This window comes from Neobacillus niacini NBRC 15566 (assembly GCF_001591505.1).
Classification (GTDB): domain Bacteria; phylum Bacillota; class Bacilli; order Bacillales; family Cytobacillaceae; genus Neobacillus; species Neobacillus niacini.
The window spans coordinates 12752-33820 of the sequence record NZ_BCVA01000014.1; the positions used below are offsets into that span (position 1 = coordinate 12752).

At 38.9% G+C, this 21069-nt stretch carries 20 protein-coding genes; 2 read left to right on the top strand and 18 right to left on the bottom strand.

Annotated features, from left to right (window positions below):
• Positions 1-116 precede the first annotated feature (116 nt).
• Positions 117-1268 carry a glycoside hydrolase family 18 protein gene (locus tag BANA01_RS12885; protein WP_063253397.1) on the top strand — a complete coding sequence of 384 codons (1152 nt, stop codon included), beginning with the start codon at positions 117-119 and terminating at the stop codon, positions 1266-1268.
• Positions 1269-1311: 43 nt separating this feature from the next.
• Here the strand turns inward: BANA01_RS12885 and trhO are convergent, their stop codons facing one another.
• From trhO to BANA01_RS12905, 4 genes are all read right to left on the bottom strand, one after another.
• Entirely contained in the window at positions 1312-2259 is a 948-nt protein-coding gene (gene trhO / locus BANA01_RS12890) for an oxygen-dependent tRNA uridine(34) hydroxylase TrhO (RefSeq protein WP_063253398.1), read from the bottom strand.
• 147 nt (positions 2260-2406) lie between these two features.
• The gene (locus tag BANA01_RS12895) at positions 2407-3186 is read right to left on the bottom strand and encodes a DODA-type extradiol aromatic ring-opening family dioxygenase (protein ID WP_063253399.1); all 780 of its coding nucleotides are present in this window, start codon (positions 3184-3186) and stop codon (positions 2407-2409) included.
• A gap of 19 nt (positions 3187-3205) precedes the next feature.
• On the bottom strand, positions 3206-3625 hold the full coding sequence (locus tag BANA01_RS12900; RefSeq protein ID WP_063253400.1) for a DoxX family protein: 420 nt from the start codon (positions 3623-3625) through the stop codon (positions 3206-3208).
• The gene (locus BANA01_RS12905; RefSeq protein WP_063253401.1) at positions 3622-4293 is read right to left on the bottom strand and encodes an alpha/beta hydrolase; all 672 of its coding nucleotides are present in this window, start codon (positions 4291-4293) and stop codon (positions 3622-3624) included. Before BANA01_RS12905 ends, BANA01_RS12900 begins: the two co-directional genes overlap by 4 nt.
• Before the next feature lie 196 nt (positions 4294-4489).
• Between BANA01_RS12905 and BANA01_RS12910 the strand changes: the two genes are divergently transcribed.
• Complete coding sequence (locus tag BANA01_RS12910; protein WP_063253482.1) at positions 4490-5023, top strand: helix-turn-helix domain-containing protein; 534 nt, start codon at positions 4490-4492, stop codon at positions 5021-5023.
• Between the two features lie 73 nt (positions 5024-5096).
• On the opposite strand, the gene BANA01_RS12915 is transcribed toward BANA01_RS12910, so the two are convergent.
• The 14 genes from BANA01_RS12915 to BANA01_RS12980 form a co-directional block, all read right to left on the bottom strand.
• On the bottom strand, positions 5097-6197 hold the full coding sequence (locus BANA01_RS12915; protein ID WP_063253402.1) for a CaiB/BaiF CoA transferase family protein: 1101 nt from the start codon (positions 6195-6197) through the stop codon (positions 5097-5099).
• A gap of 35 nt (positions 6198-6232) precedes the next feature.
• Positions 6233-7318 carry an AbrB family transcriptional regulator gene (locus BANA01_RS12920; protein ID WP_063253403.1) on the bottom strand — a complete coding sequence of 362 codons (1086 nt, stop codon included), beginning with the start codon at positions 7316-7318 and terminating at the stop codon, positions 6233-6235.
• 64 nt (positions 7319-7382) lie between these two features.
• The gene (locus BANA01_RS12925) at positions 7383-8669 is read right to left on the bottom strand and encodes an acetyl-CoA hydrolase/transferase family protein (RefSeq protein ID WP_063253404.1); all 1287 of its coding nucleotides are present in this window, start codon (positions 8667-8669) and stop codon (positions 7383-7385) included.
• A gap of 109 nt (positions 8670-8778) precedes the next feature.
• Entirely contained in the window at positions 8779-9837 is a 1059-nt protein-coding gene (locus tag BANA01_RS12930; protein WP_063253405.1) for a TAXI family TRAP transporter solute-binding subunit, read from the bottom strand.
• Between the two features lie 123 nt (positions 9838-9960).
• On the bottom strand, positions 9961-11052 hold the full coding sequence (locus BANA01_RS12935) for an amidohydrolase family protein (protein ID WP_063253406.1): 1092 nt from the start codon (positions 11050-11052) through the stop codon (positions 9961-9963).
• A 33-nt stretch (positions 11053-11085) separates the two neighbouring features.
• Entirely contained in the window at positions 11086-11439 is a 354-nt protein-coding gene (locus tag BANA01_RS12940) for a Rieske (2Fe-2S) protein (protein ID WP_063253407.1), read from the bottom strand.
• 222 nt (positions 11440-11661) lie between these two features.
• Entirely contained in the window at positions 11662-12687 is a 1026-nt protein-coding gene (locus BANA01_RS12945) for an alcohol dehydrogenase catalytic domain-containing protein (RefSeq protein WP_063253408.1), read from the bottom strand.
• A gap of 93 nt (positions 12688-12780) precedes the next feature.
• Entirely contained in the window at positions 12781-13968 is a 1188-nt protein-coding gene (locus BANA01_RS12950) for an ABC transporter substrate-binding protein (RefSeq protein WP_063253409.1), read from the bottom strand.
• Between the two features lie 17 nt (positions 13969-13985).
• Positions 13986-15482, bottom strand: coding sequence for an aldehyde dehydrogenase family protein (locus BANA01_RS12955; protein ID WP_063253410.1), 1497 nt, complete (start codon positions 15480-15482; stop codon positions 13986-13988).
• Between the two features lie 98 nt (positions 15483-15580).
• Complete coding sequence (locus tag BANA01_RS12960; RefSeq protein WP_063253411.1) at positions 15581-16357, bottom strand: SDR family NAD(P)-dependent oxidoreductase; 777 nt, start codon at positions 16355-16357, stop codon at positions 15581-15583.
• 34 nt (positions 16358-16391) lie between these two features.
• A complete protein-coding gene (locus tag BANA01_RS12965; RefSeq protein ID WP_063253412.1) occupies positions 16392-17129 on the bottom strand; it encodes an ABC transporter ATP-binding protein in 738 nt (245 codons plus the stop codon).
• A complete protein-coding gene (locus BANA01_RS12970; RefSeq protein ID WP_063253413.1) occupies positions 17126-18976 on the bottom strand; it encodes a branched-chain amino acid ABC transporter ATP-binding protein/permease in 1851 nt (616 codons plus the stop codon). The genes BANA01_RS12965 and BANA01_RS12970 overlap by 4 nt, the downstream gene beginning before the upstream one ends.
• Positions 18973-19842 (bottom strand): branched-chain amino acid ABC transporter permease, encoded by an 870-nt coding sequence (locus BANA01_RS12975; RefSeq protein ID WP_063253414.1) that lies wholly within the window; start codon positions 19840-19842, stop codon positions 18973-18975. The genes BANA01_RS12970 and BANA01_RS12975 overlap by 4 nt, the downstream gene beginning before the upstream one ends.
• Positions 19843-19873: 31 nt before the next feature.
• Positions 19874-21067 carry an ABC transporter substrate-binding protein gene (locus tag BANA01_RS12980; RefSeq protein ID WP_063253415.1) on the bottom strand — a complete coding sequence of 398 codons (1194 nt, stop codon included), beginning with the start codon at positions 21065-21067 and terminating at the stop codon, positions 19874-19876.
• Between the last annotated feature and the right edge of the window lie 2 nt (positions 21068-21069).

Below are 21069 nucleotides of genomic sequence, written 5' to 3' on the forward strand. Positions count from 1 at the left end.
AATAATTAAGACTCGTTATTTACCATTAATTCGCAAGGTTGATATTACCAACACTTCCTCCTCTTATTTTTTGATACAATTTCATAGTCAGAGAATAATAGGGAGGTATACAATCTATGAAAAAAAGCAAAATCCTCCTTGCCCTGGTAATCCTCATTACCTTTACAGGGGGAATATTTACAGGAGTGTTTTATACCAAAACTAAAACAGAAGAAGCGTCAAAACCGCATAAAATAGAAAAAGCTTCAGAATCGGTAAAACTTCCCGAAGAAAAAGCAATTTCAGAGGAAAGTATTGAGGAATCGAAAGTGTTATTGGGCTATGTACAAGATTTTCGCGACCCGAATGTGGTTGATTACTCTAAGTTAACACATGCTATCTTCTCGTTTGCGCATCCGACTGCGGATGGCGAGATCTTGCTAAATGGTGATACAGCCATCAATAATTTACGAGCAATGGTCAAGGAAGCTGACAAATACAATACAAAAGTAATTCTAGCGGTTGGCGGCTGGTTTCATATCAATGGCGGGGAATCCTACGAGCCATTTAAAGCAGCCATCAGCAATCCAGATTCTAGAACAAGACTTGTGAATGAACTTACTAATATTGCAGACCGTGAACAACTAGACGGTATTGATATCGATTTCGAGCACCCTCGTTCAAAAGCAGACGCGGCAAACTTGGCAGCATTTGCTAAAGAGCTAAGCGATCAGCTTCATCCAAAAGGTAAAGAACTATCGATTGCGGTTTATGCCAAAATTCATGCGGTGACAGGCACCGAGATGGGCTTTGTTGTTTATGAACCTTCTACTTTCCAGTATGTCGACCATGTAAATATTATGGCCTATGACGGCCAGTGGGACGGCGGTTACAACGCAGCGAATTTATCACCTTATCCGTTTACGGAGAAAATAGTAAGCTATTGGGCAAATTTGTTTGACCAAAACAATTTGCCAAAAGAAAAGCTTGTTTTAGGAGTACCATTTTATGCTCAGCCTGAAAACCCTGATATTAAACAGGTTTCTTATGCCGCTATCGTTAACAGTGATCCTGCAAATGCTGTGAATGATACGGTGAGTATGAATGGAACGATTTATCATTATAATGGTGTCGAAACCATAAAAAAGAAGACCAATCTAGCACTTGATCACGGCTTTGGAGGTATGATGCTATGGGAAGCTGGTCATGACAGTAAAGGTGACCATAGCTTAACAACAGCAATATACGATGAATTAGTTAAATCGAATAATAACCTCGCAAAGAAATAACAAAAGGCTGCACATTCTTAACAAAGAGCGTGCAGCCTTTTTCTTATGCTTGTAAATTCATTAATCTTTCATTCACTTCTTCTTCAGTTAAACCATGCTGTGCCACATAGCGGTTTCGTGGGTGCGTCCTGCACTCATGAGAACAGCTGCGCAGGTGACGGTGTTCATTTTCCTCAGAGCAGAGAATTTTCTTATTACACTCCGGATTAGCACAGTTTACGTAACGCTCACAAGGGTCACCAGTGAAATAATCCTTACCTACAACCACATGTTCTTTTTGATTGACTGGAACGGCAATGCGCTCGTCAAATACATAAAGCTGTCCATCCCATAGGTCACCTTGAACCTCTGGATCTTTTCCGTACGTCACAATACCGCCTTCTAATTGTGAAACATCTTCAAACCCTTCTTTTACAAGCCAGCCTGAGAATTTTTCACAGCGGATACCGCCTGTGCAATAAGTAAGAATCTTTTTCCCTTCGAATTGCTCCTTATTATCTCGAATCCAATCAGGCAGATCACGGAAATTTAATATGTCAGGGCGAACAGCGCCTCGGAAATGACCTAAATCATATTCATAATCATTACGTGCGTCAATCACAACAGTATCTTCTCTTTGCATCGCTTCAAAAAATTCTTTCGGTTTTAGATGTTTTCCTGTTGTAACAAGTGGGTCCACATCATCCTCTAGACGAAGTGTAACAAGCTCTGGTCGATAACGAACTCTCATTTTTTTGAACGCATGCTCTGTTGCTTCATCGATTTTGAATACTGTACCTGCAAAAAGCGGGTGTTCATTCATATATTTTATATAAGCGTCAGTTTGCTCAACTGTACCTGACACAGTACCGTTAATTCCTTCTGAGGCAATAATGATTCGACCCTTAAGGCCTAACTCATTACAAAACTGAAGATGTTCTTGCTGAACCTCTTCTGGATTTTCTATATGGACATATTTATAATACAATAACACTAGAAATTCTTGATTCATATTTACCACCTTATTTACTTTTATACATTCCTTATATTAATAACCGAATTATTATATCAATAATCGTGCATAAATTTCAATTGATAAGAATTATTCTAACTTGCATGAAAAATAACACTAACGCTGGGTTAGTGTTATTTTTTGCTATCATCCAAATTGCCATACGCTATGACTTAGGTTTCCATATCTAAAGCTACGATGTAATAATTTTGCTTTTTGGTTGTCATCTGCTGCTCCCATAGCATAAAAAATTGGAACAAAATGTTCATTTCCATATGGAGGTACAGCATACTGTGCATTTGGAGCGATTGAATCGTATTTAAACAATGAATCTGTATCCCATGTATGAAGATGATGAGCTAACCAATCATCAAACTCCAATGCCCATTGATCAGTTTTTCCATTGTCTGCAAAATTTACTGCCCTCAAATTGTGAACCGTTCCCCCGCTGCCTATAATTAGAACATCGTTAGCACGTAATTCAGCCAGTGACTTTCCGACTTTATATTGTTCTTCTGGAGTTAAATTAGGATTTACCGACATGGCAATGACAGGGACATCTGCTTCTGGGTAAAGTAAACGTAGCACCACCCAAGCACCGTGATCCAATCCGCGTTTCGTTTCTACATCGAAAGGAATACCATTTTCTTTGAATAAATCCTTTATTTGATTTGAGATTTGGTGTAGACCTTTAGCTGGATATTTAATGGTATATAACGATGGGTCGAAGCCACCGAAATCATAAATAGTGTCATATTGGTCTACTTCGCTCACTTTTTGCGATCTAGATTCCCAATGGGCGGAAAATAAAACAATTGCCTTAGGGCGTGGTAAAGAATGTCCCATTTGATTTAAAAATTGAGTATACTCATTGTTTTCAATCGCTAGTAATGGTGCACCATGAGCAATAAACAGTGATGGCATCATAGTACTTTTCCCTCCTATATTAAAGAGATTGTGTTTGGTTATTTTGTCCTTTAAAAAACACTTTATCTAAAGCAAACATCTTACTATCATTTATGGCAATGAATAATGCGATTGCTAGTAATGCTAAATCCAATTCCCAGCCTGCACCTTGTCCATTTCCTAAGAAGCCGCCAGCCAATTTCACTTTAACAGTCGCTCCAAGCATTAATAATACAAACAGTGCTGATACAATTCTGCTTCCTAAACCAATGATTAATGCAAGCCCTCCAACCATTTCTAACACTGCAACACCATAGGCTAGTACTCCTGGTAAGCCAATCGAATCAAACCAGCCAACGATATTTTCAATCCCGCCTTGGAATTTCACTAATCCATGAATAAAAAACGTAACCCCTAACACTATACGTAAAATAAATGTACTTACTTCTATCTTTTTCATCTCTTCTGTCTCTCCCTTAATGTATTATTTTTTAAATCTTCTAATAACCAGTTTGTAAAATCCTGAAGATTACTTTTAGACACACTATGTCCTTCTACATATGTCTTAAAAGTAACGTTTGCACCTAATTGACGAAAATACTCGTTGTTGGCAAGTCCCCACTCATATGGAAGCACTTGATCCATTTCTCCATGTGAAATAAATACCGATAACTCATTTACAGCTTTGATCTCATATTCTTCTTTTACGAAGGCTGGAATGTAACCACTTAAAGCAACAACGCCTTTTATTTTATCTCCTAATGTCAAGCCTAGCGTCATCGCTAAAATCGCACCTTGGCTAAAACCTAACAAGTATAATTGAGATGTATCTAGTGGATACTGTTCGCAAGTATAGTCAACAAAGTTAGTTAGCTTGGTTACTCCCTCATCGAAAACTTCTCGGTGGGGCTTACCGTACCCTTCAATGGTAAAGAAAGCAAAACCTGGCGGCTGCGAGAGGTGACCGCGAATACTGAAGATGTAAAATCGTTCTTCTAAGCCGTTTACCAAAGACAGCATATTTTGTTCATTACTGCCTATTCCATGCATAATAAACAGCGCAGGATACTTTTTATCAGGATCGATCTCGCTTGGACGGCGAAGCTCATAAATCATAGGTGCATTCATATCTATATCCCTCCTATCAGTATTTTAATAGTTAATAAAAGTTCATATTTGGAAACATAAGCCTAAAAAATAAAATGTTTTTAAATATGAACATTTGTTGCTTATAGGATAACAGCGAATCTTGTGGATTGTCAATGGGATTTTTGCTAATATATAAATATGTTCTATATTAGGAAACCATAAAAGGGTGATCAAACTGGATATCGGCGCAAAAATTCGTGCTATTAGAAATCGAAAAAAAATCACAATCGCTCAAATGTGTGAAGGTACTGGCCTTTCAAAAGGATTTATCAGTAACGTAGAAAACAATAACACTTCACCATCAATCAATACGCTGCAAACTATTGCCACTTATTTAGAGGTTCCATTACCTTACTTATTATTAGAAAAAAAACAACATTTACGCGTCGTTAGAAAAAATGCTAGAACAACGACTACGTTTAATCAGTTGAAAATTGAGCACATCTCATCAATGGGAGGTTTGAGTTTAAGAAGTGTAGAGTTTCCTCCAGGCGCTTCGATAGGTGACGCCCATGCACATGAAGGGGAAGAATGCCATTTAGTCCTTGAGGGGAAAGTTTTAGCAGAGCAAGGAGAAGATTCTGTAATCTTAGAAGAAGGTGACTCCTTTAGTTGGAATGCCAGTGTTCCACATACAGTTAAAAATATTGGAGATTGTAAGGCGGTTGTATTAATTGCAGTTTATACTCTAAACGAACTAAAGGATTAATTTTTTTCTCACCATTTAAAAAGGCGTCCATAGATTTGGACACCTTTTTAGATGGTTTTTGTCACATCAGATTCTAGTTCTTTAATGACCTTTCTATTATTTCTTTGTTGTGCTCTCCATGTTTCGGTGGGGGAGATGAGTATTTAAGCTTCGGCTCGGGGCTGTAATGGGTAGAAACATATCGAAGCCCCCATTTTTCTTCAATTAGATGTCGTTCTTGATAATAGGGATGAAATGGAACTTCCCCTGTTTCCAACACAGGTGCCATACAACAATCAACTTTTTCAGCAAATTGAGTCCATTCCGACAGAGTGTGTTTACGAAACATTTTCTTAACCTCTTGGAAAATTAAATTATCATCACTTGGCTTAGTCAGGTGCGCTGGAAGCCATTCTATTTTATTTACAGCAGAGCAAAAGTTTTCCCAAAACTTAGGCTCTAAAGCCCCTAAACTGATATATCTTCCATCTTTCGTTTCATACAAATAATAGCAAATTAATTCTTTATTTAATTTAGAAATACCATTTTGCTCCCCAGTAGCGGATTCAAGAATGATATGGTTGGTCATAAGACTGAGCATTACATCAGCAAGTGAAAGGTCGATGTACGAACCTTCTCCAGTTCTTTCTCTATGAAATAATGCTGCAGAGATCGATTCACTTGCTGCAATACCTCCAATTAAATCAGCAAAAGTATGACTAGGATGAACAGGAACACCGTCGTTATCTTTTAATTGGGACAGCGCTCCACTTAGTGCCATGTAATTGATATCGTGACTGCCTAAATGACTTATAACGCCCTTTTGTCCATAACCAGACAAGGAACAATAGATAATATCAGGTTTTACCTTAACAATATCTTCATAGGCAAAACCCAATCGTTTTGTTACACCTGGGCGGAAGCTTTCCAGAACCACATCAGATTCCTTTATTAATTCTATAGCAATGCGCTGATCATTTGGGTCTTTTAAATTTAAGCTAATACTTCTTTTATCTCGATTCTGTGCACGAAATATATACTTGTCTCCCTGATCTTTTTCAGGCGGATACCTAGATGGATCCCCGCTCGGCGATTCAACTTTTATTACTTCTGCACCCTTATCGGCCAAACGAAGTGTAGCATATGGACCTGGTAAATATTGGGAGAAATCAATAACCCGAACACCTTTCAACATAAATTAGCCTCCTAATAATGAATGTCTTTAATAGCCTAATGCTCAAGTGCATTACTTTTTAATCTAATCCTATTTATAATAAAAACGACTGCCTTTGGTACAATTGTAAGAAAGACTAGCATCCTAAAAACTTGAAAGGCAGCAACGAGTGGAACATTGGCACCAATAATTACCGCCGTTAAACTCATTTCTGCAACTCCTCCGGGTGCCATACATAAAATGGCCGTTGCAAAATCAATACCCGACCACAAATATAAGAGAAAAGCAGCAAAAAAACTCATTGCAGTTAAAGATATGCCAGCTAAAAGACCAAGCATTAAATATTTCCGATATTCAAGCAATTCTTTTTTCTTAAAATTATTTCCAATATTAATCCCGATAAATAACTGTGCAATATGCAGCAATATTGGAGGAACATCTCCTAATGAAACACCCGATAATGAAAAAATTGCCACTACAATCAATGGTCCTGTCAAAAAGTATAGAGGAATACTCAAAAACCTCCCTATAACAACACCCAAACAGCCCAGTCCAAATAATATGAGCAATCCTATTAAATTCACGTTAACTGCTTCCGTTTGCTTTGCAATGATGGTATCTGCCGGTTTGGAAGAAAAAATTAAAAAACTTGGAATAATCATAACGACAAAGACTAGTCTTATGAATTGTTGAATGGCAATAATTTCTGGTTTTCCACCTAATTCTTTTCCGATTTCAATCATTTGAGCAGTGCCGCCGGGAATACTGCCGAAAATGGCTGTCATCCAATCCAATTTAAAGATATTTTTATATAAAACACCGTTCATAACACTAAGAAAAAAAAGGACGAATGTCATTACGATGACAAATTCTAACTGATCTAAAATGATTGCCCCCATTTCAGGAACAAAGTAAAGACCCATGGAGATTCCTAAAATAAAGAACCCGACTAAGGTACAAGAAGGTGGTGAATATGCGTCTTTAATAGTCATTGTAAGAAAAACTGTTAAAAACATAGGTCCAAGTATCCAAGGGAGTGGTAAATCTAATAAAGAAAACAAATTCCCGCCAAGTAAACCTGCAAGCAATGTAAGAAAAAAGCTTAAGTACTTGTCTTTATTAAAACCCGTGGTTATCTTCATACATCCCATCTCCGATTACGAATCAACATTCGTTGACTATTTCCCAAGACATTTCAGTTAACTTTTATAGTGTTCGTAGCCACTCCTCAAGGTGTGGCCGATGATTAGGATGAGCAATAGAAATCAATCTCCTAGCTCTTTCGATTAATGGCTGGTATCGAAGACTTACAGCGCCAAACTCCGTAACAACAACATCAATTTCTGTTCTAGGAGTAGAAACCGGAACGCTGGAACTCAATACTGGAATGATTTTTGAATTCCCTCTCCTATCCGTTGACGGTAAAGCGATTATTGCCTTCCCTCCTCTTGATTTTCTAGCCATCCGTATAAAATCGAGTTGCCCTCCTACTCCTGATATTTGCCGGCCATCAATGCTTTCGGAATTAACCTGACCAGATAAATCAATCTCAATCGCAGAATTTATGGATATAAAGGAATCAAGCTGAGCTGCTAATGAGATATTATGAGTATAGGTGACAGGGCGAAGCTCAATAGATGGATTTTTGTGGCAAAAATCATACAGTTCTCGACTACCTAATATGTTCGTACCAATTATCTTCTGTTTATCCACTTTTTTATATCTGCCGGTAATAACTCCTAGTTTGAAGAGCTCTATCATCTTGTCTGAAATTAACCCAGAATGAATCCCAAGATCTTTTTTGTTTGCTAACTTTCCTAATATTGCGTCCGGTATTCTGCCGATACCAATTTGAAGGGTAGCTCTATCTGGTATCAAATGTGAAACTTCATCAGCAATCTTTTCTTCAATCTCACTAGGAACAGGAGAGTAATATTCTAGCAGAGGACTATCACCATCGATAAAATAATCGATGTCAGAAATATGAATGCCTGTTTGGCCATATGTCACAGGCATATTCTGATTAACCTGTGCAACGACAATTTTTGCCTCCTCAATGGCTGTTAGAAGAGTTTCGGCCGTAATTCCTAAGTTACAAAAGCCATTATTGTCAGGAGGGCTAACTTGAATAATTGTGATATCTGGTGAAAATGTTGTACCGAGGATAGTAGGAATCTCTGATGTATTTACAGGTATATACTGTATCTTACCTTCGGATATTTTTTTATGGATTTCAGGAGTACCGAACAACGTGTAAATTTCCCATTGCTCACATCCTATGTCATAAGAGAAGAGACTTTTATTTAGGTTGGGGACAGGGTTAACTAGGATTCTATGGCGAGGTACTTTATCAAAATGATCAAGTAAGCCTTGAATAATAGCAGTTGGTTCTGCAGCACCTTGTTCAAAAAAAAGAAGCATATTGGATTCAATTAGATTTAAAAATTGATTAATATTAATCTTTTTTAACTGGAATTCATTATAAAAACTCACAGCAAGTCACTTCTTTCTACAATCTTTTTATGTAATCTAGTCCTATGTAAAAAGAGAAAAGCACAACCAACAAAAGCGAACTGTTTTTGTTGGTCTGTGCATCCTTATGTTATTTCATTTCCGGAGGAATGAGATGATCCGGTACTTCTAGACCCAGTTCATGCTGGTAAAATAACACAGCCCCTTCATGTAATGGGACCGACCCTTCTCCTGCGTCTAGTGTAATTTCAGCCCAGTCGAAATCTCCTACAGTTGGATAGACTTGTGCCAGTGCTTTTTGGTTATCAAAAGCAACTTTCATCATGGCATAAACTACCTCCACCGGTACATCTTTCCTAACTCCTTCTCCAGGTTCAGTTGTCATTACTTGAGCTGCTGGAGCACCGTCATAGACATTAGCAGGAAGTGTCATAAATCCTAAATGCGGCGTTACTTTCTGCATTTTTTTGATTTGCTCATCTGTAATATTGATAACTCGGACTGGTAATGTGGAGTGAACATCTAATATCGCAGCATCTGGCTGTCCGCCACTTTTTACAAAACCGATACTATTTCTATCTTTCACAGCCGAAACTTGATCATCAAGTGACCCTTCATACCATTTAACTTTTATACCTAATGCATCCATCCATTGTTTAGCTCTCTGGGCAAACGAGCTTCCTCTTTGCCCTGGTCCAAACGTTTTACCTTCTAAATCCTCTAATGTTTCCACACCGCTTTCTTGGGTGACAAAAAAGGGAATCGGACTTACTGACCAAGAATACAACATCCGTAGATCTTCAAACGATTGTCCTTTAAACTCCTCAATCCCATGGTAGGCAGAATTTGCCGTATCATTATTGGCCAGAGCAAAATCTGCTTGCCCCTGGCTTAATATCTTCATACTGTCTACTCCGCCCTCTGTTTCCATAATCGTAACATTCAAGTTAGTCTGTTCCTTTAAAAGGGATCCAAGTTTTGCATAGAATGCAAAAGCACTGGAGCTTGAGGAAGTTGCAGCATAATTAATACTTCCACTGACTTTTGATAAATCAAATTTTTCGGGATCAAACTTTTCATTCTTATTTGCATCTGTTTTTGCTGCATTATTACCACAAGCTGCTAAAAACACAACCATAAACATTATCACAACAATTAACATTGGTCTTTTATTTTTAATTTTCAGCAAATTAATTAGCCCCCTTAAGGTAAACCGAATGTTATGAAAACAATGCTTTTACTGAAGGAGAGTCTATGAGGTTGTATTCTTCATGCATCAAAGAACTTTTGGACACTATTTTAATCTATTAATTTATGAAGGGTCAGGTAAATTAAAAAGTTTTTTAGCATTATGATAGCGGATACGATCTCTTGTTTCTTTCGACAACCCTTTCAATGCCGCAACAGGTGAATCAAACTCCCAGTGCGGATAATCTGAAGCAAACAATAGTTTATCTGAGCCTACCATGTCTATTAATTGTTCTAAATGCTTGTGGTCGGCAGGCTCCGGCTCTATCATTGGCTGGGTGCCGAACCAAATATGATCCCTAACATATTCACTAGGAGGTCTTTTCACCCAAGGAACCTCTCTTCTCACTGCACGCCACTGTGTATCCATCATATACGTCAATCCAGGTACCCATGCAAAACCTGCTTCAATAAACGCCATCTTAATTTCGGGAAACTTCTCGAACAATCCAGAAAAGATCATATTTGCCATCTGTGCTTGATAGGGGATTGAATTGGTTGATTGAAATTCAACAAAATAAGGTGGAATACCAATTGGTCCTGTTGGGAAAAGACCCGTTCCTCCAGCGCCGGTAGTATGAAAACAAACGACTAAGTTATTTCTAACCGCTGCTTCCCAAATTGGATGATATCGAGGATCTCCCCAGCCGCTGTAAGGAGAGTGCATTCCAAGACCTAACTGGACCATCTTTGGGTGGCTTCCGACACGGTCAATTTCTCTTACTGCAGCTTCTGGATCTTGAGCCGCAATTAACACAGTTCCAAAAACTCGTGAATCTTTACTCAGCCAATGCTCGATAAGCCAATCATTATAGGCGGATGCTAAAGCTGTTGCCATCTCCCGCTGAGGTGCACCAGATATGAAAAAAGTTCCATCCGTAAATAAAATAGCATGAGAGTAATTATATTCATCCATCACCTGTTTTCTAAAAAAATCTATAGAAGAACATGCAGGTCCTCCTTCAGGCACTTTACTGTCAGCTCTTAGACCTCCATTAACAGGAAGAGTAATATCAACAGTTGGCAAATGCCCTTTGAATTTACTGGCAATCATATAATCTCTCCAATAATCATCAAGGTAAGGCAATAAATCTCTTTTTTGCACTGGGTTAGGATGGATGTCACAATCTATTACAGGGACTTCACCATTAACCATATTATTTTACCTCCTAATTCCAATTTACTAATCTTACTTGTATAGGACCACATCGTCGCCTTCTACTTTAACTGCATAAGTTTTAACCTTTATCTTTTCAGGTTCTCGTATGGAACAGCCGTTGGTAACATCGAACTCCCAATGATGCCATGGGCAATAAATAATATCTCCTTTTCTCTCATAGCAATATTCACCGACATTTGACGGCAGGGCAGCACCCTGGATCGTTCCTTTACCCAATGGTCCTCCCTGATGCGGACAAGCATTACGCATTGCATAAAAACCGTCCTTCGTACGCACTAACACTACAGACAACCTTCCTATTTGGTAAATTTCTCTATCACCAATTGAGAGAGTATCTTGTTTACATAAAACATGCTTTTCCATGATATTACCTCCTTTAATCCGTTGGAAATAAATTTTTTTAAGAATGCTTTATCTTTTTAAAGCGTTTACAAATTGTATATTATGAAAGATGAGCTCACTTTTATTTTTATTGTAAATAATTTTCGTTTAAAAGTATATATATATATTTAAAATTTTATGAAAATTTTGACTACTAATTATTCTTAAATTAATATATTCATTGATGACCTATGAAAAAATTAGTTAATTAAAGTTTGTAACAACCATTGTCCCTGGATTTGTGAAAGTGCTCATTCCTTCAAATGCCGATTGTACTTCTGAAAGAGAAATTTCACGATTCACCATTTTTCCTGGTGTTAGTTTACCCTGTTCAACTAATGGAAGTAATAAATCATATCTATGTGCTGGCATACCTAACGCAGTAAAAAATTGAATCTCATTATATATCATTTTACTAATAGGAATGGTAACATCTGTTTCCTTATTAGAACCAATTTGCAAGTGACGTCCTAATGGTTTCAAACTATTAATAGAGTTCACACAGGTTTCCTGAATACCAATCCCATCTACTGAAACATCGGCGCCTCCTCTTGTCAGCTCCTTTATTGCCTCAACAGGATTAGTTCTTTTACTATTAATTGTATAGATCGCACCCATTACTTTAGCATATTCAAGATTTGCATCGTTTATATCGACTCCAATTACATTTGCACCAATTGCAGTTGCTACATTTATTGCGGATAAGCCAATACCACCACATCCATATACAGCAACCCATTCTCCGGGAAGCACTTTTACTTTATCAACAACCCCATGATATGAAGTCATGAATCTACATCCTAATGCAGCCGCATCTCGGAAATTAATTTCTTCTGGAAGATGTCTGACATTTCGATCACCCATCGGAACAGAAACATACTCCCCATAACCGCCAGAATATGCTACCCCTGGAATTAACCTTAAATCACAAAGATGAGTATGACCTTTTAAACACATAGTGCATGTTCCCTCGCTTCCCGAGAATGGAACAACCACCCTGTCACCCTTTTTAAAATTCTTAACATTCTTTCCCACTTCTTCAACTATTCCACTGAATTCATGCCCCATAATTGGTTGTTGGATTGGGACATGTCCTGACCAAAAATGCCAGTCAGACCTGCAAACCCCATTAGATTTAACATGAATTAATACACTATCATCATTAATGATTGGATCAGGAACTTCTTTAACAACAACTTTTTTCACTTCTTCTAATACAAGAGCTTTCAAAAAAATTCCTCCCATAGATTTATTGATTTCAATTTTTCAGCATTTATGGGTAATTGATAACTTTTGAAAATAAAAGTTCATCCTTGTTACCCATTACCAATTTTTAGAAGGATCAATGAAATCCCCTTTAAGTATCCATTCTCCTTTTTCAACCATAACCGGCTGAAGTTCTATTACACCATAATGATTATCAGGTGAAAATGTAACTGGCGGAAGAATTCCTGTTTCGTAATTTTTCATTGATTCAAGTGACTTGATAAAGTTCTCTCTTGTAAGCGGCCCTTTTACCTGCTTCAAAGCTTCGGTGAAAACCTTTGCTTGAGCCCACGTAAATAAAGACTGGTAATCAGGACGTGCATCAGGTTCAGACTTTTTCAAAGCATTCCTATACTCTTCTACCTCTGGTATGTCAGCTGTGGGTGGAACAGTAAAAGACATTGCTCTAAGACCTTCAACTGCATTACTGCCAAGCTCCAATGTATCATTTGAAACGTTGGGTGCATAAGTGTACAATGGCATCTTCACATTCTGACGATCTAAAGCCTTTGCGAGTGCCACCAATTCATCCACTGATTGAATAATAACTATAGCATCGGGTTTACTATTTTGAATTTGGAGGGCAATGGGAGCATAGTCTGTCGTCCCAAACTTCACCGGCATAAATTCAACTTTGATATTGGGGTCAAATGACTTAACTCCAGGCTCCACATTCTTCGCTTGATTTTCAAAATACGCTGGATCACTATGGACCACTAAAATACTCTTTGCCCCTTCTTTAGCTGCCCAGCGTCCTAAAGCTCGAGACTGGTTTTCATATAGTACCTGAACACCAAATAGATATGGTTTTACAGGATTCCACCATTCAGGAGCATTTCCAAGTCCAGGCATAAAAGGTGTATTTTCTTTATCAAAATATGGAAATGTCGCAGCATTTTGAGCGGTTCCATTCGATCCTACGATAGCAAATACTTTGTCACGTTCAACAAGCTTTCGTGCAATTGAAACAGATTTTTGTGGATCGTAAGCATTGTCCTCGACAATCCACTCTATTTTTCTATTATTTATTCCACCTTGTTCATTAATCATTTCAAAATACGCGTTCATCCCTATACGCTGTGTAATACCGTGTGAAGCAATGGGTCCCGTCAAAGGAAGCCATGCACCGATTTTAATTGAAGTATCCGTAACCCCTGGAACCTGCTCTGTAGTTACAGTATTCTGATCACTACACGCTGTAATAAAAAGGACTGTCATCAGTAATCCTACCAGTAACTTTCTCATACAAGGTTCAACCCCTCTTATTCAAAATTCATAACTACCCCTTTTAATTTTGTATATGCTTCAATTCCTGGATACCCCAATTCATAACCAAGACCACTTTGTTTAAATCCAGTAGTAGGAACAGCTGTATCTTTTTTTAAGTAACAATTTACCCATACGGTTCCTGCATTTAGTGTACTAATGATTTTATGGGCTTTTGTCATGTCCTTCGTCCAGACACCAGCAGCCAATCCATATTGTGTTAAATTAGCTCTTTCAATCACTTCATCAATATCTGTAAATGGCATTATACATAATACAGGTCCGAATATTTCTTCCTTTACTGCCCTGCAGTTTTCATCAAGATTTATCAGGATAGTGGGTTCCAAAAAGTTTCCCTTTGCAAATTCTCCTTTCGTTAATACAGTTCCACCTATCAGGACTTTGGCACCATCATTCTTAGCAACTTTAATATAATTGTTAACTCTTTCTAAATGTTTTTTTGAAACTAATGGGCCCATTTCAGTGGTTGGATCGAAGGGGTCACCAACTTTCATATTTCGGGCCAATTCAACTAACTTCTTAGTTACCTCATTAAATACTTCCTTTTGAACATATACTCTAGAACCTGCCGAGCACACTTCGCCTTGATTTGTGAAGATGGCCATAAACGCACCCTGAACAGCTTTATCAATATCAGCATCAGCAAAAATAATGTTTGGAGACTTTCCACCTAATTCCAATGTTAATTTTTTGATCGTATCAGAGGAACTGCGAATGATACTTTTTCCAACTACTGTCGAACCTGTAAAGCTAATTTTATTTATATCAGGATGATTGGAAATTGCGGCTCCTGTAGTTTCACCTGGACCAGTCACAATATTTACAACACCATCCGGAAATCCTGCTTCTTGTATTAGCTCTCCTAACAGGAGCGTCGTAAGGGAGGTTTCCTCAGAAGGCTTTAATACTACCGTATTTCCTGCTGCTAGTGCAGGTGCTAATTTCCTGCAAGCCCCTTGTAATGGAAAATTCCATGAAGTAATAAGGCCGCACACACCTAACGGCTCTCTCTTGGTAAATACATGATAATTTCCCCCAGTAATAAGCTGCAAAGTTTCCCCTGTTAGTTTTGTACACCAGCCTGCATAATAACGTAAATGGCTAACAGCGCCTGGAATCCAGGCATCCCTTGATTGGCTAATCGTACATCCAAAATCTAGTGTTTCTAAGTATGCAATTTCTTCTGCTCTCTCTTCTATTAAATCAGCAAGCTTATTTAAAAGTTTCGAACGTTCTTCTGGCGTTACTTTTGACCAAGAATTTTCAAATGCTGTTTTTGCAGCATGAACAGCCAGATCCACGTCCTCCTTACTCCCTTCATAAATCTTTGCAATAACTTCACTAGTTGCTGGATTAATAGAATCATAAACTTTACCGGATACTGAAGAAACCCATTGTCCGTTAATCAAGATTCTCTTTGTTTTTGCGAGAAATTCTCTAGTTCTAATAGGTAATTCTAACACTTCTGACATTTTCTCATCCTTCCTTTTACGTTTCTAACACCACGTAGTGTTTATTATTAATTAAAAGAAATGATTAATATATTGTGAGAAATCCAGCATTTTTTGGATTATGCACTAAAGCCTCCATCTACTCCAATTATCTGACCACTGACGTAGCTAGAAGCACCGGAGACAAGAAAAGCAGTTACCTCTGCGACTTCATCGGTTGTACCTCTACGTCCCAATGGTGTTTGTGATATGACATTTGCTGCTGCAGGAGATAAAGTGTTTTTATTTTTATGAGGTTTGTGAATGCTATATGAATCAATGACTCCAGGTGCAACCCCATTAACACGAATTCCTTCTTTTCCATACTCCCGAGCTGCATTTCTTATTAATGCTTCAACCGCCATCTTCGGAACAGATGACATCGCGTCATTTTCAAGTGTTCGAAGAATTGCCGTCGTAAGAAGGTGAACAATCGAACCACCTCCTTGTTTCTTAAGAAACGGAATCCCACGTTTTAGAATATTAAATGAACCGATTACGTCTGTATCAACTACATATTGAAAAGCGTCGTCCTCGATTTCTGTTAGCGGCATGATCTTAAAGGCAGTACCAGTAGCTGAAACAATAGCGTCAATCCCGCCCCACTTTTCTTGGATGTTTGAAAAGAAATTGCTTACTGATTCTCCATCACAAATATCAACAACTCCAATATCCGCAATACCGCCGCCATCTCGTATGGCTTGTGCTGTAGCTTCAGCTTTTTCCCTGTTTGTGTTATATCCAACTGTCACTATCGCTTCCTGACCTATCCGTTTTGCAATAGACTCGCCAATACCACCACTTCCACCAATAACAGCAATTCGCTTAAGCTTATTAGGTCTGTTCTTAAGTTCCATAACCTACCACCTCATTTTTAAAATATTAAATTTATTATTCTGTCCCAAAATAACCCGCCTGTAGGGCTTCTTTAGCAGCAGCATCCGTTACAGAACCGTGATACCGGATCATCCCTCCTTCCAACACAATCATACTTTGGGCATGTTGGAGGGCATAGGTAGTCATCTGCTCAATTACAATGACAGTCATTGCTCTTTGATTCAAACTAGAAATTACTTCGTAAATTCGTTCTATCATTTTCGGGGCCAAACCCAATGAGGGTTCATCTAAAATGATTGTAGTTGGTCTGGCCATTAAAGCTCGTGCAACTGCAACCATTTGCTGCTCACCACCACTTAAGAGACCTGCCTGCTTATTCAGATGCCTTTTTAGCTCAGGAAGAAATTCCAAAGTATCCTCATAACTCTTCATCATCTCGACCTTTGATTGACCAGAACCATATGCCCCCAGTAAGAGATTTTCCTTCACATTCATGGTTGTAAACAGCCGCCGCCCTTCTGGAACTAGGACAACCCCTAGATTAATGAACCCGTTTCCCGAATGTGAGCGGGATCGATCGGCAGCCTTAACTTTAACTGTTCCGTTTGTTGGGCGTAGCATTCCACCTAAGATTAAAGCTAGTGTCGATTTACCAGCACCATTTGGTCCCAAAATAGCAGTAAAACTGCCCTTTTCGATTTCTAAGGAAACATGATTAAGGGCAAGGACGCCGTTATACCTATGTGTGATATTCTCAAGTCCAAGGTCTTGAATCCCAGTAGTTATAGTCAATTACTTAACACTTCCTTCCCATCCTTTAATGCAGAACCAAGATATGCTTCAAGTACTTTTGGATTACTTTTGATATCTTCAGGCGTGCCTGTAGCAAGAACCCTACCGAAGTCTAGTACAACCATATTATCTGCAATATTAAGCACCTCTTGAACCACGTGATCGATAATCAAAATGGAAACACCTGCATTTTTCATGGCCTTTAAAATCGATCGAACCTCACTTCTTTCCTCCGCATCTAGTCCGGAGAATGGTTCATCCATTACTATCACCTGTGCACCTGTAGCTAATGCTCTCGCAATGTCTGTTACCTTTTGGACTCCAAATGGTACTTCACCAGGATATAACCGGGCATATGGGCGCAGCCAAAGATTATCTATCAATTTCTCAGCAATATCTACTGCACTAGTACCTGTCTTAGAATTATTATGAAACTTCTTACTTTGTTGAGCAGCTAAGAAGATGTTTTCTTCAATCGTTAATTCATCAAAAAGTTCGGCATGTTGAAAGGTGCGGCCAAATCCCTGTTTGACCCGTCCATAAGGTGCAAGTCTTGTTAAGTCTGTTTTACCAAGTTTTAATGCTTCAACGTTTGTGGGTTTAACATAACCGCTCAGGACGTTCAACAAGGTTGTTTTTCCAGCTCCGTTTGGTCCGATTAACCCCAATACACTTCCAGGCGGGACCTCTAGAGACACATTATCTAGTGCTCGAACTCCCCCAAAGGAAACGCTTAACCCAGAGATTATTAGATTAGAAGTTGCTGGTTTTAAAAGGTTTTCCACCAGGCAGGAAAGGTTCTCATAATCGCTATCTGTTAAATTGTCTACGGTTGCAGCAACAAAGGATGTACTATTACTACTACTTTTATTTGTCCATTGTTTAAGTCGTTGTGCTATACCTGGAACAATTCCTTTCGGGAGAAATAACAATACCAGAATCGTAGCAATACCAAAAACATAAGCTGATATTCCTTGAACCTCTCTTGCCATTTCAGGAACCAATACAAGAAACATTGCCCCAAGAAGGGCACCCCCGATACTTCCGACCCCGCCTACTACTGTACATAATAATAGGTTAGTAGCAATCGCTATCGAAAAGGCCTCTGGACTTATATACATCATAGAAAATGCTAAAGCTACACCTGCCGTTGAAGTGATTGCCCCGCTTATTCCAAAAGCCAAAGCATTTTCCAACGAAGGTTTTAATCCAATGGACATAGAAGCCATTCGTTGGCTCTTTATTGCTAACCATCGACGGCCTAGATTACCTTTAGTAATGAGGGTGACCACCAAAAAGGTTAAAGTCACCAAAACTATGGTAATCAAAATGTGTCCATTGGTATCAAGCGGAGTGTTTGAAAAAAATAACTGAGCTGGTCCAACCGTTATCCCCTGGTCGCCTCCTGTTACTGACTGCCACCGTCCGATTATTTCATTCGATACCAGCCCGAGCGCTAAAGTAAGAATCGCCATATACAATGCCGCAAAGCGTCCGGCACTAAGCCCTATAATAACTCCTAAAACCAGCGAAATAATAATACCAAGCAAAATGATAATTTCAACCGAAATTCCGCGCACACTTAAATTGGCGGCTAAATAAGCACCGATTGCAAGAAATGCAGTATGTCCGATTGACCAAATACCAGCGTAGTTAGCCAGCATGCTAATGGATATTGTCCCTATTGCATAGATAAGGGTAAGGTCAATGATATAACTCATATATGATCCAACGAGCCCAGGTCCAAGAAGAACCATCAAAATGATTCCGGCTCCGAGAATAGCACCGATTTGAATCAGTTTTAGTTTCTTTACAAGCTGCCGTGATAAATGGTTTTCAAAATTCATACCCTTGCTCCCCCTCTTGCACCCAATATTCCACTTGGTCTTAAAAACAGGATTACAACGATAACAGCAAAAACCATTGTGTCGCGAAAACTAGCAGAAACATAGCTTCCGGCTACGTTATCTAAAATGCCGATCATCATCCCGCCAGCGGCGGCACCAATCATGTTGGTTAAGCCCCCTAGAAAGACGCCTGCAAAGGCACGAAAAAGGACCATAGCCATCAGAGCTACGCTAACTGATGATTCAGCTGCCATGATGAATGCAGTAACCCCAGCCAGACCACATCCGAGAAACCAAGCAAGACTTGCAACACGTGTGCTTTTAATTCCAATCATTCTAGCAGCGAAGTGATCCTCAGCAGATGCTCTCATAGCCAAACCAATTCGGGTCCAGTTGAAAAGTGCCGTAATAAGCAGCATAGCAACGACTGCAAGTCCAGTGGCCAGGAGTTTTTGATAAGTAATAGCTACGCCAAATACTGTTATATTACCATCAATTATTGGAGGGAAAGGGCGTGGGTTATATCCCCAAATGGTGCCAATTAATGCTTGAAGTACTAACCCAAACCCCATTGTAATAATAAGTGCCGAAAACATATTACCTGGTCCTAGTGGCCGGATCATAAAACGTTCAACTCCAACCCCAATTATTCCAGCGACCAGAAACGTAATGGGTAAGGCTGCTACTACTGGAACCCCCAAGGAAATTACAGATATTGCGACATATACCCCAATCGTTGCAATATCTCCAATGGCAAAGTTCACAACATCCGTTGCCCGAAAAATAATGACAATCGATAATCCAAGTAATGCATATAATGATCCGCTGACTAAACCAGAAAAAATGACAGAGAGTAAATCATGCATATTGTTCACTCACCTCTTCTCTACTAATAATTTAATCCCAATACGAAGTTGGTTCTATGAAATCACCTACCGCTTTCCATTTACCGTTTTCTACTATTACTCTTTGAACGGCTGTTCCTCCCATATGGTTTTCCGCAGAAAATGTCACTGGAGGTAAAATATCAGTCTTATAATCCTTTAGGTTCTCTAACGCTTTGATAAAGCTCTCACGTGTTAAGTCTCCTTCTACTTGATTAAGGACCTCAGCAAATATCTTTGACTCTGCCCAGGTATATAAAGATTGAAAGTCAGGTATTGATTTAGGGTCATGTTTTTTTAATGCTTCCCTATATTCTTCTACTGCTGGGGAATCATGTGTTGGCGGAACAGTCCAAGATACACCACGAAGACCATCCACTGCATTTCCGCCCAGCTTTAATGTGTCTTGAATTACATTTGCAGCAAAGGTGTACAACGGAATCTTTACATTTTGCCTCTCCAACGCCTTAGCAAAAGCAACTACTTCATCAATAGGTTGAACTAAAACAATAGCATCCGGTTTGCTGTTTACAGCATTTAGGGCAATTGGCGTATAATCAGTTGTACCAAGTTTCACAGGCATCAAATTTACTTCTACATTGGGGTCAACAGTTTTAGCACCGGGCGGCACCATCTCCGCTTCTGCTACATAAACAGCTGGATCATTGTGAACAACAAGAATATTTTTAGCTCCTTCCTTAGCTGCCCAACGGCCTAGCGCAAAAGTTTGATCTTCATAAGGAACCATAACACCATAAAGGTTTGATCGTGCCGGTTCCCACCAGCTTAACAAACCTCCAAATACGTTTAACACAGGCACATTTTGCTCATCAAGTACATAGGAAAATGTAGCTTCCGTATTCGCTGTCCCAAAGGAGTTAACAATTGCAAAGACATTATCGCGTCCAATAAGTTTTTTTGCAGCTGCAACCGTTTGCTGTGGATCCCGTCCTCCGTCCTCAATTTTGAACTCAATTTTTCTGTTTTTTACTCCTCCCTTGCTATTAAGCATTTCAAAGTATGCCTCAATTCCTGCACGTTGCGTATTGCCATAAACTGCTGCTGGCCCAGTCAATGGGAGCCATGCACCTATTTTAACTGTATCTTTAGTAACACCAGGAGCGTTCTCTTTGTTAGAAACTTCCTTTCCATTGCACGCAGTAATAAACATAAAGACCATAAGTATTCCAAGAAAGATTTTTTTCATAA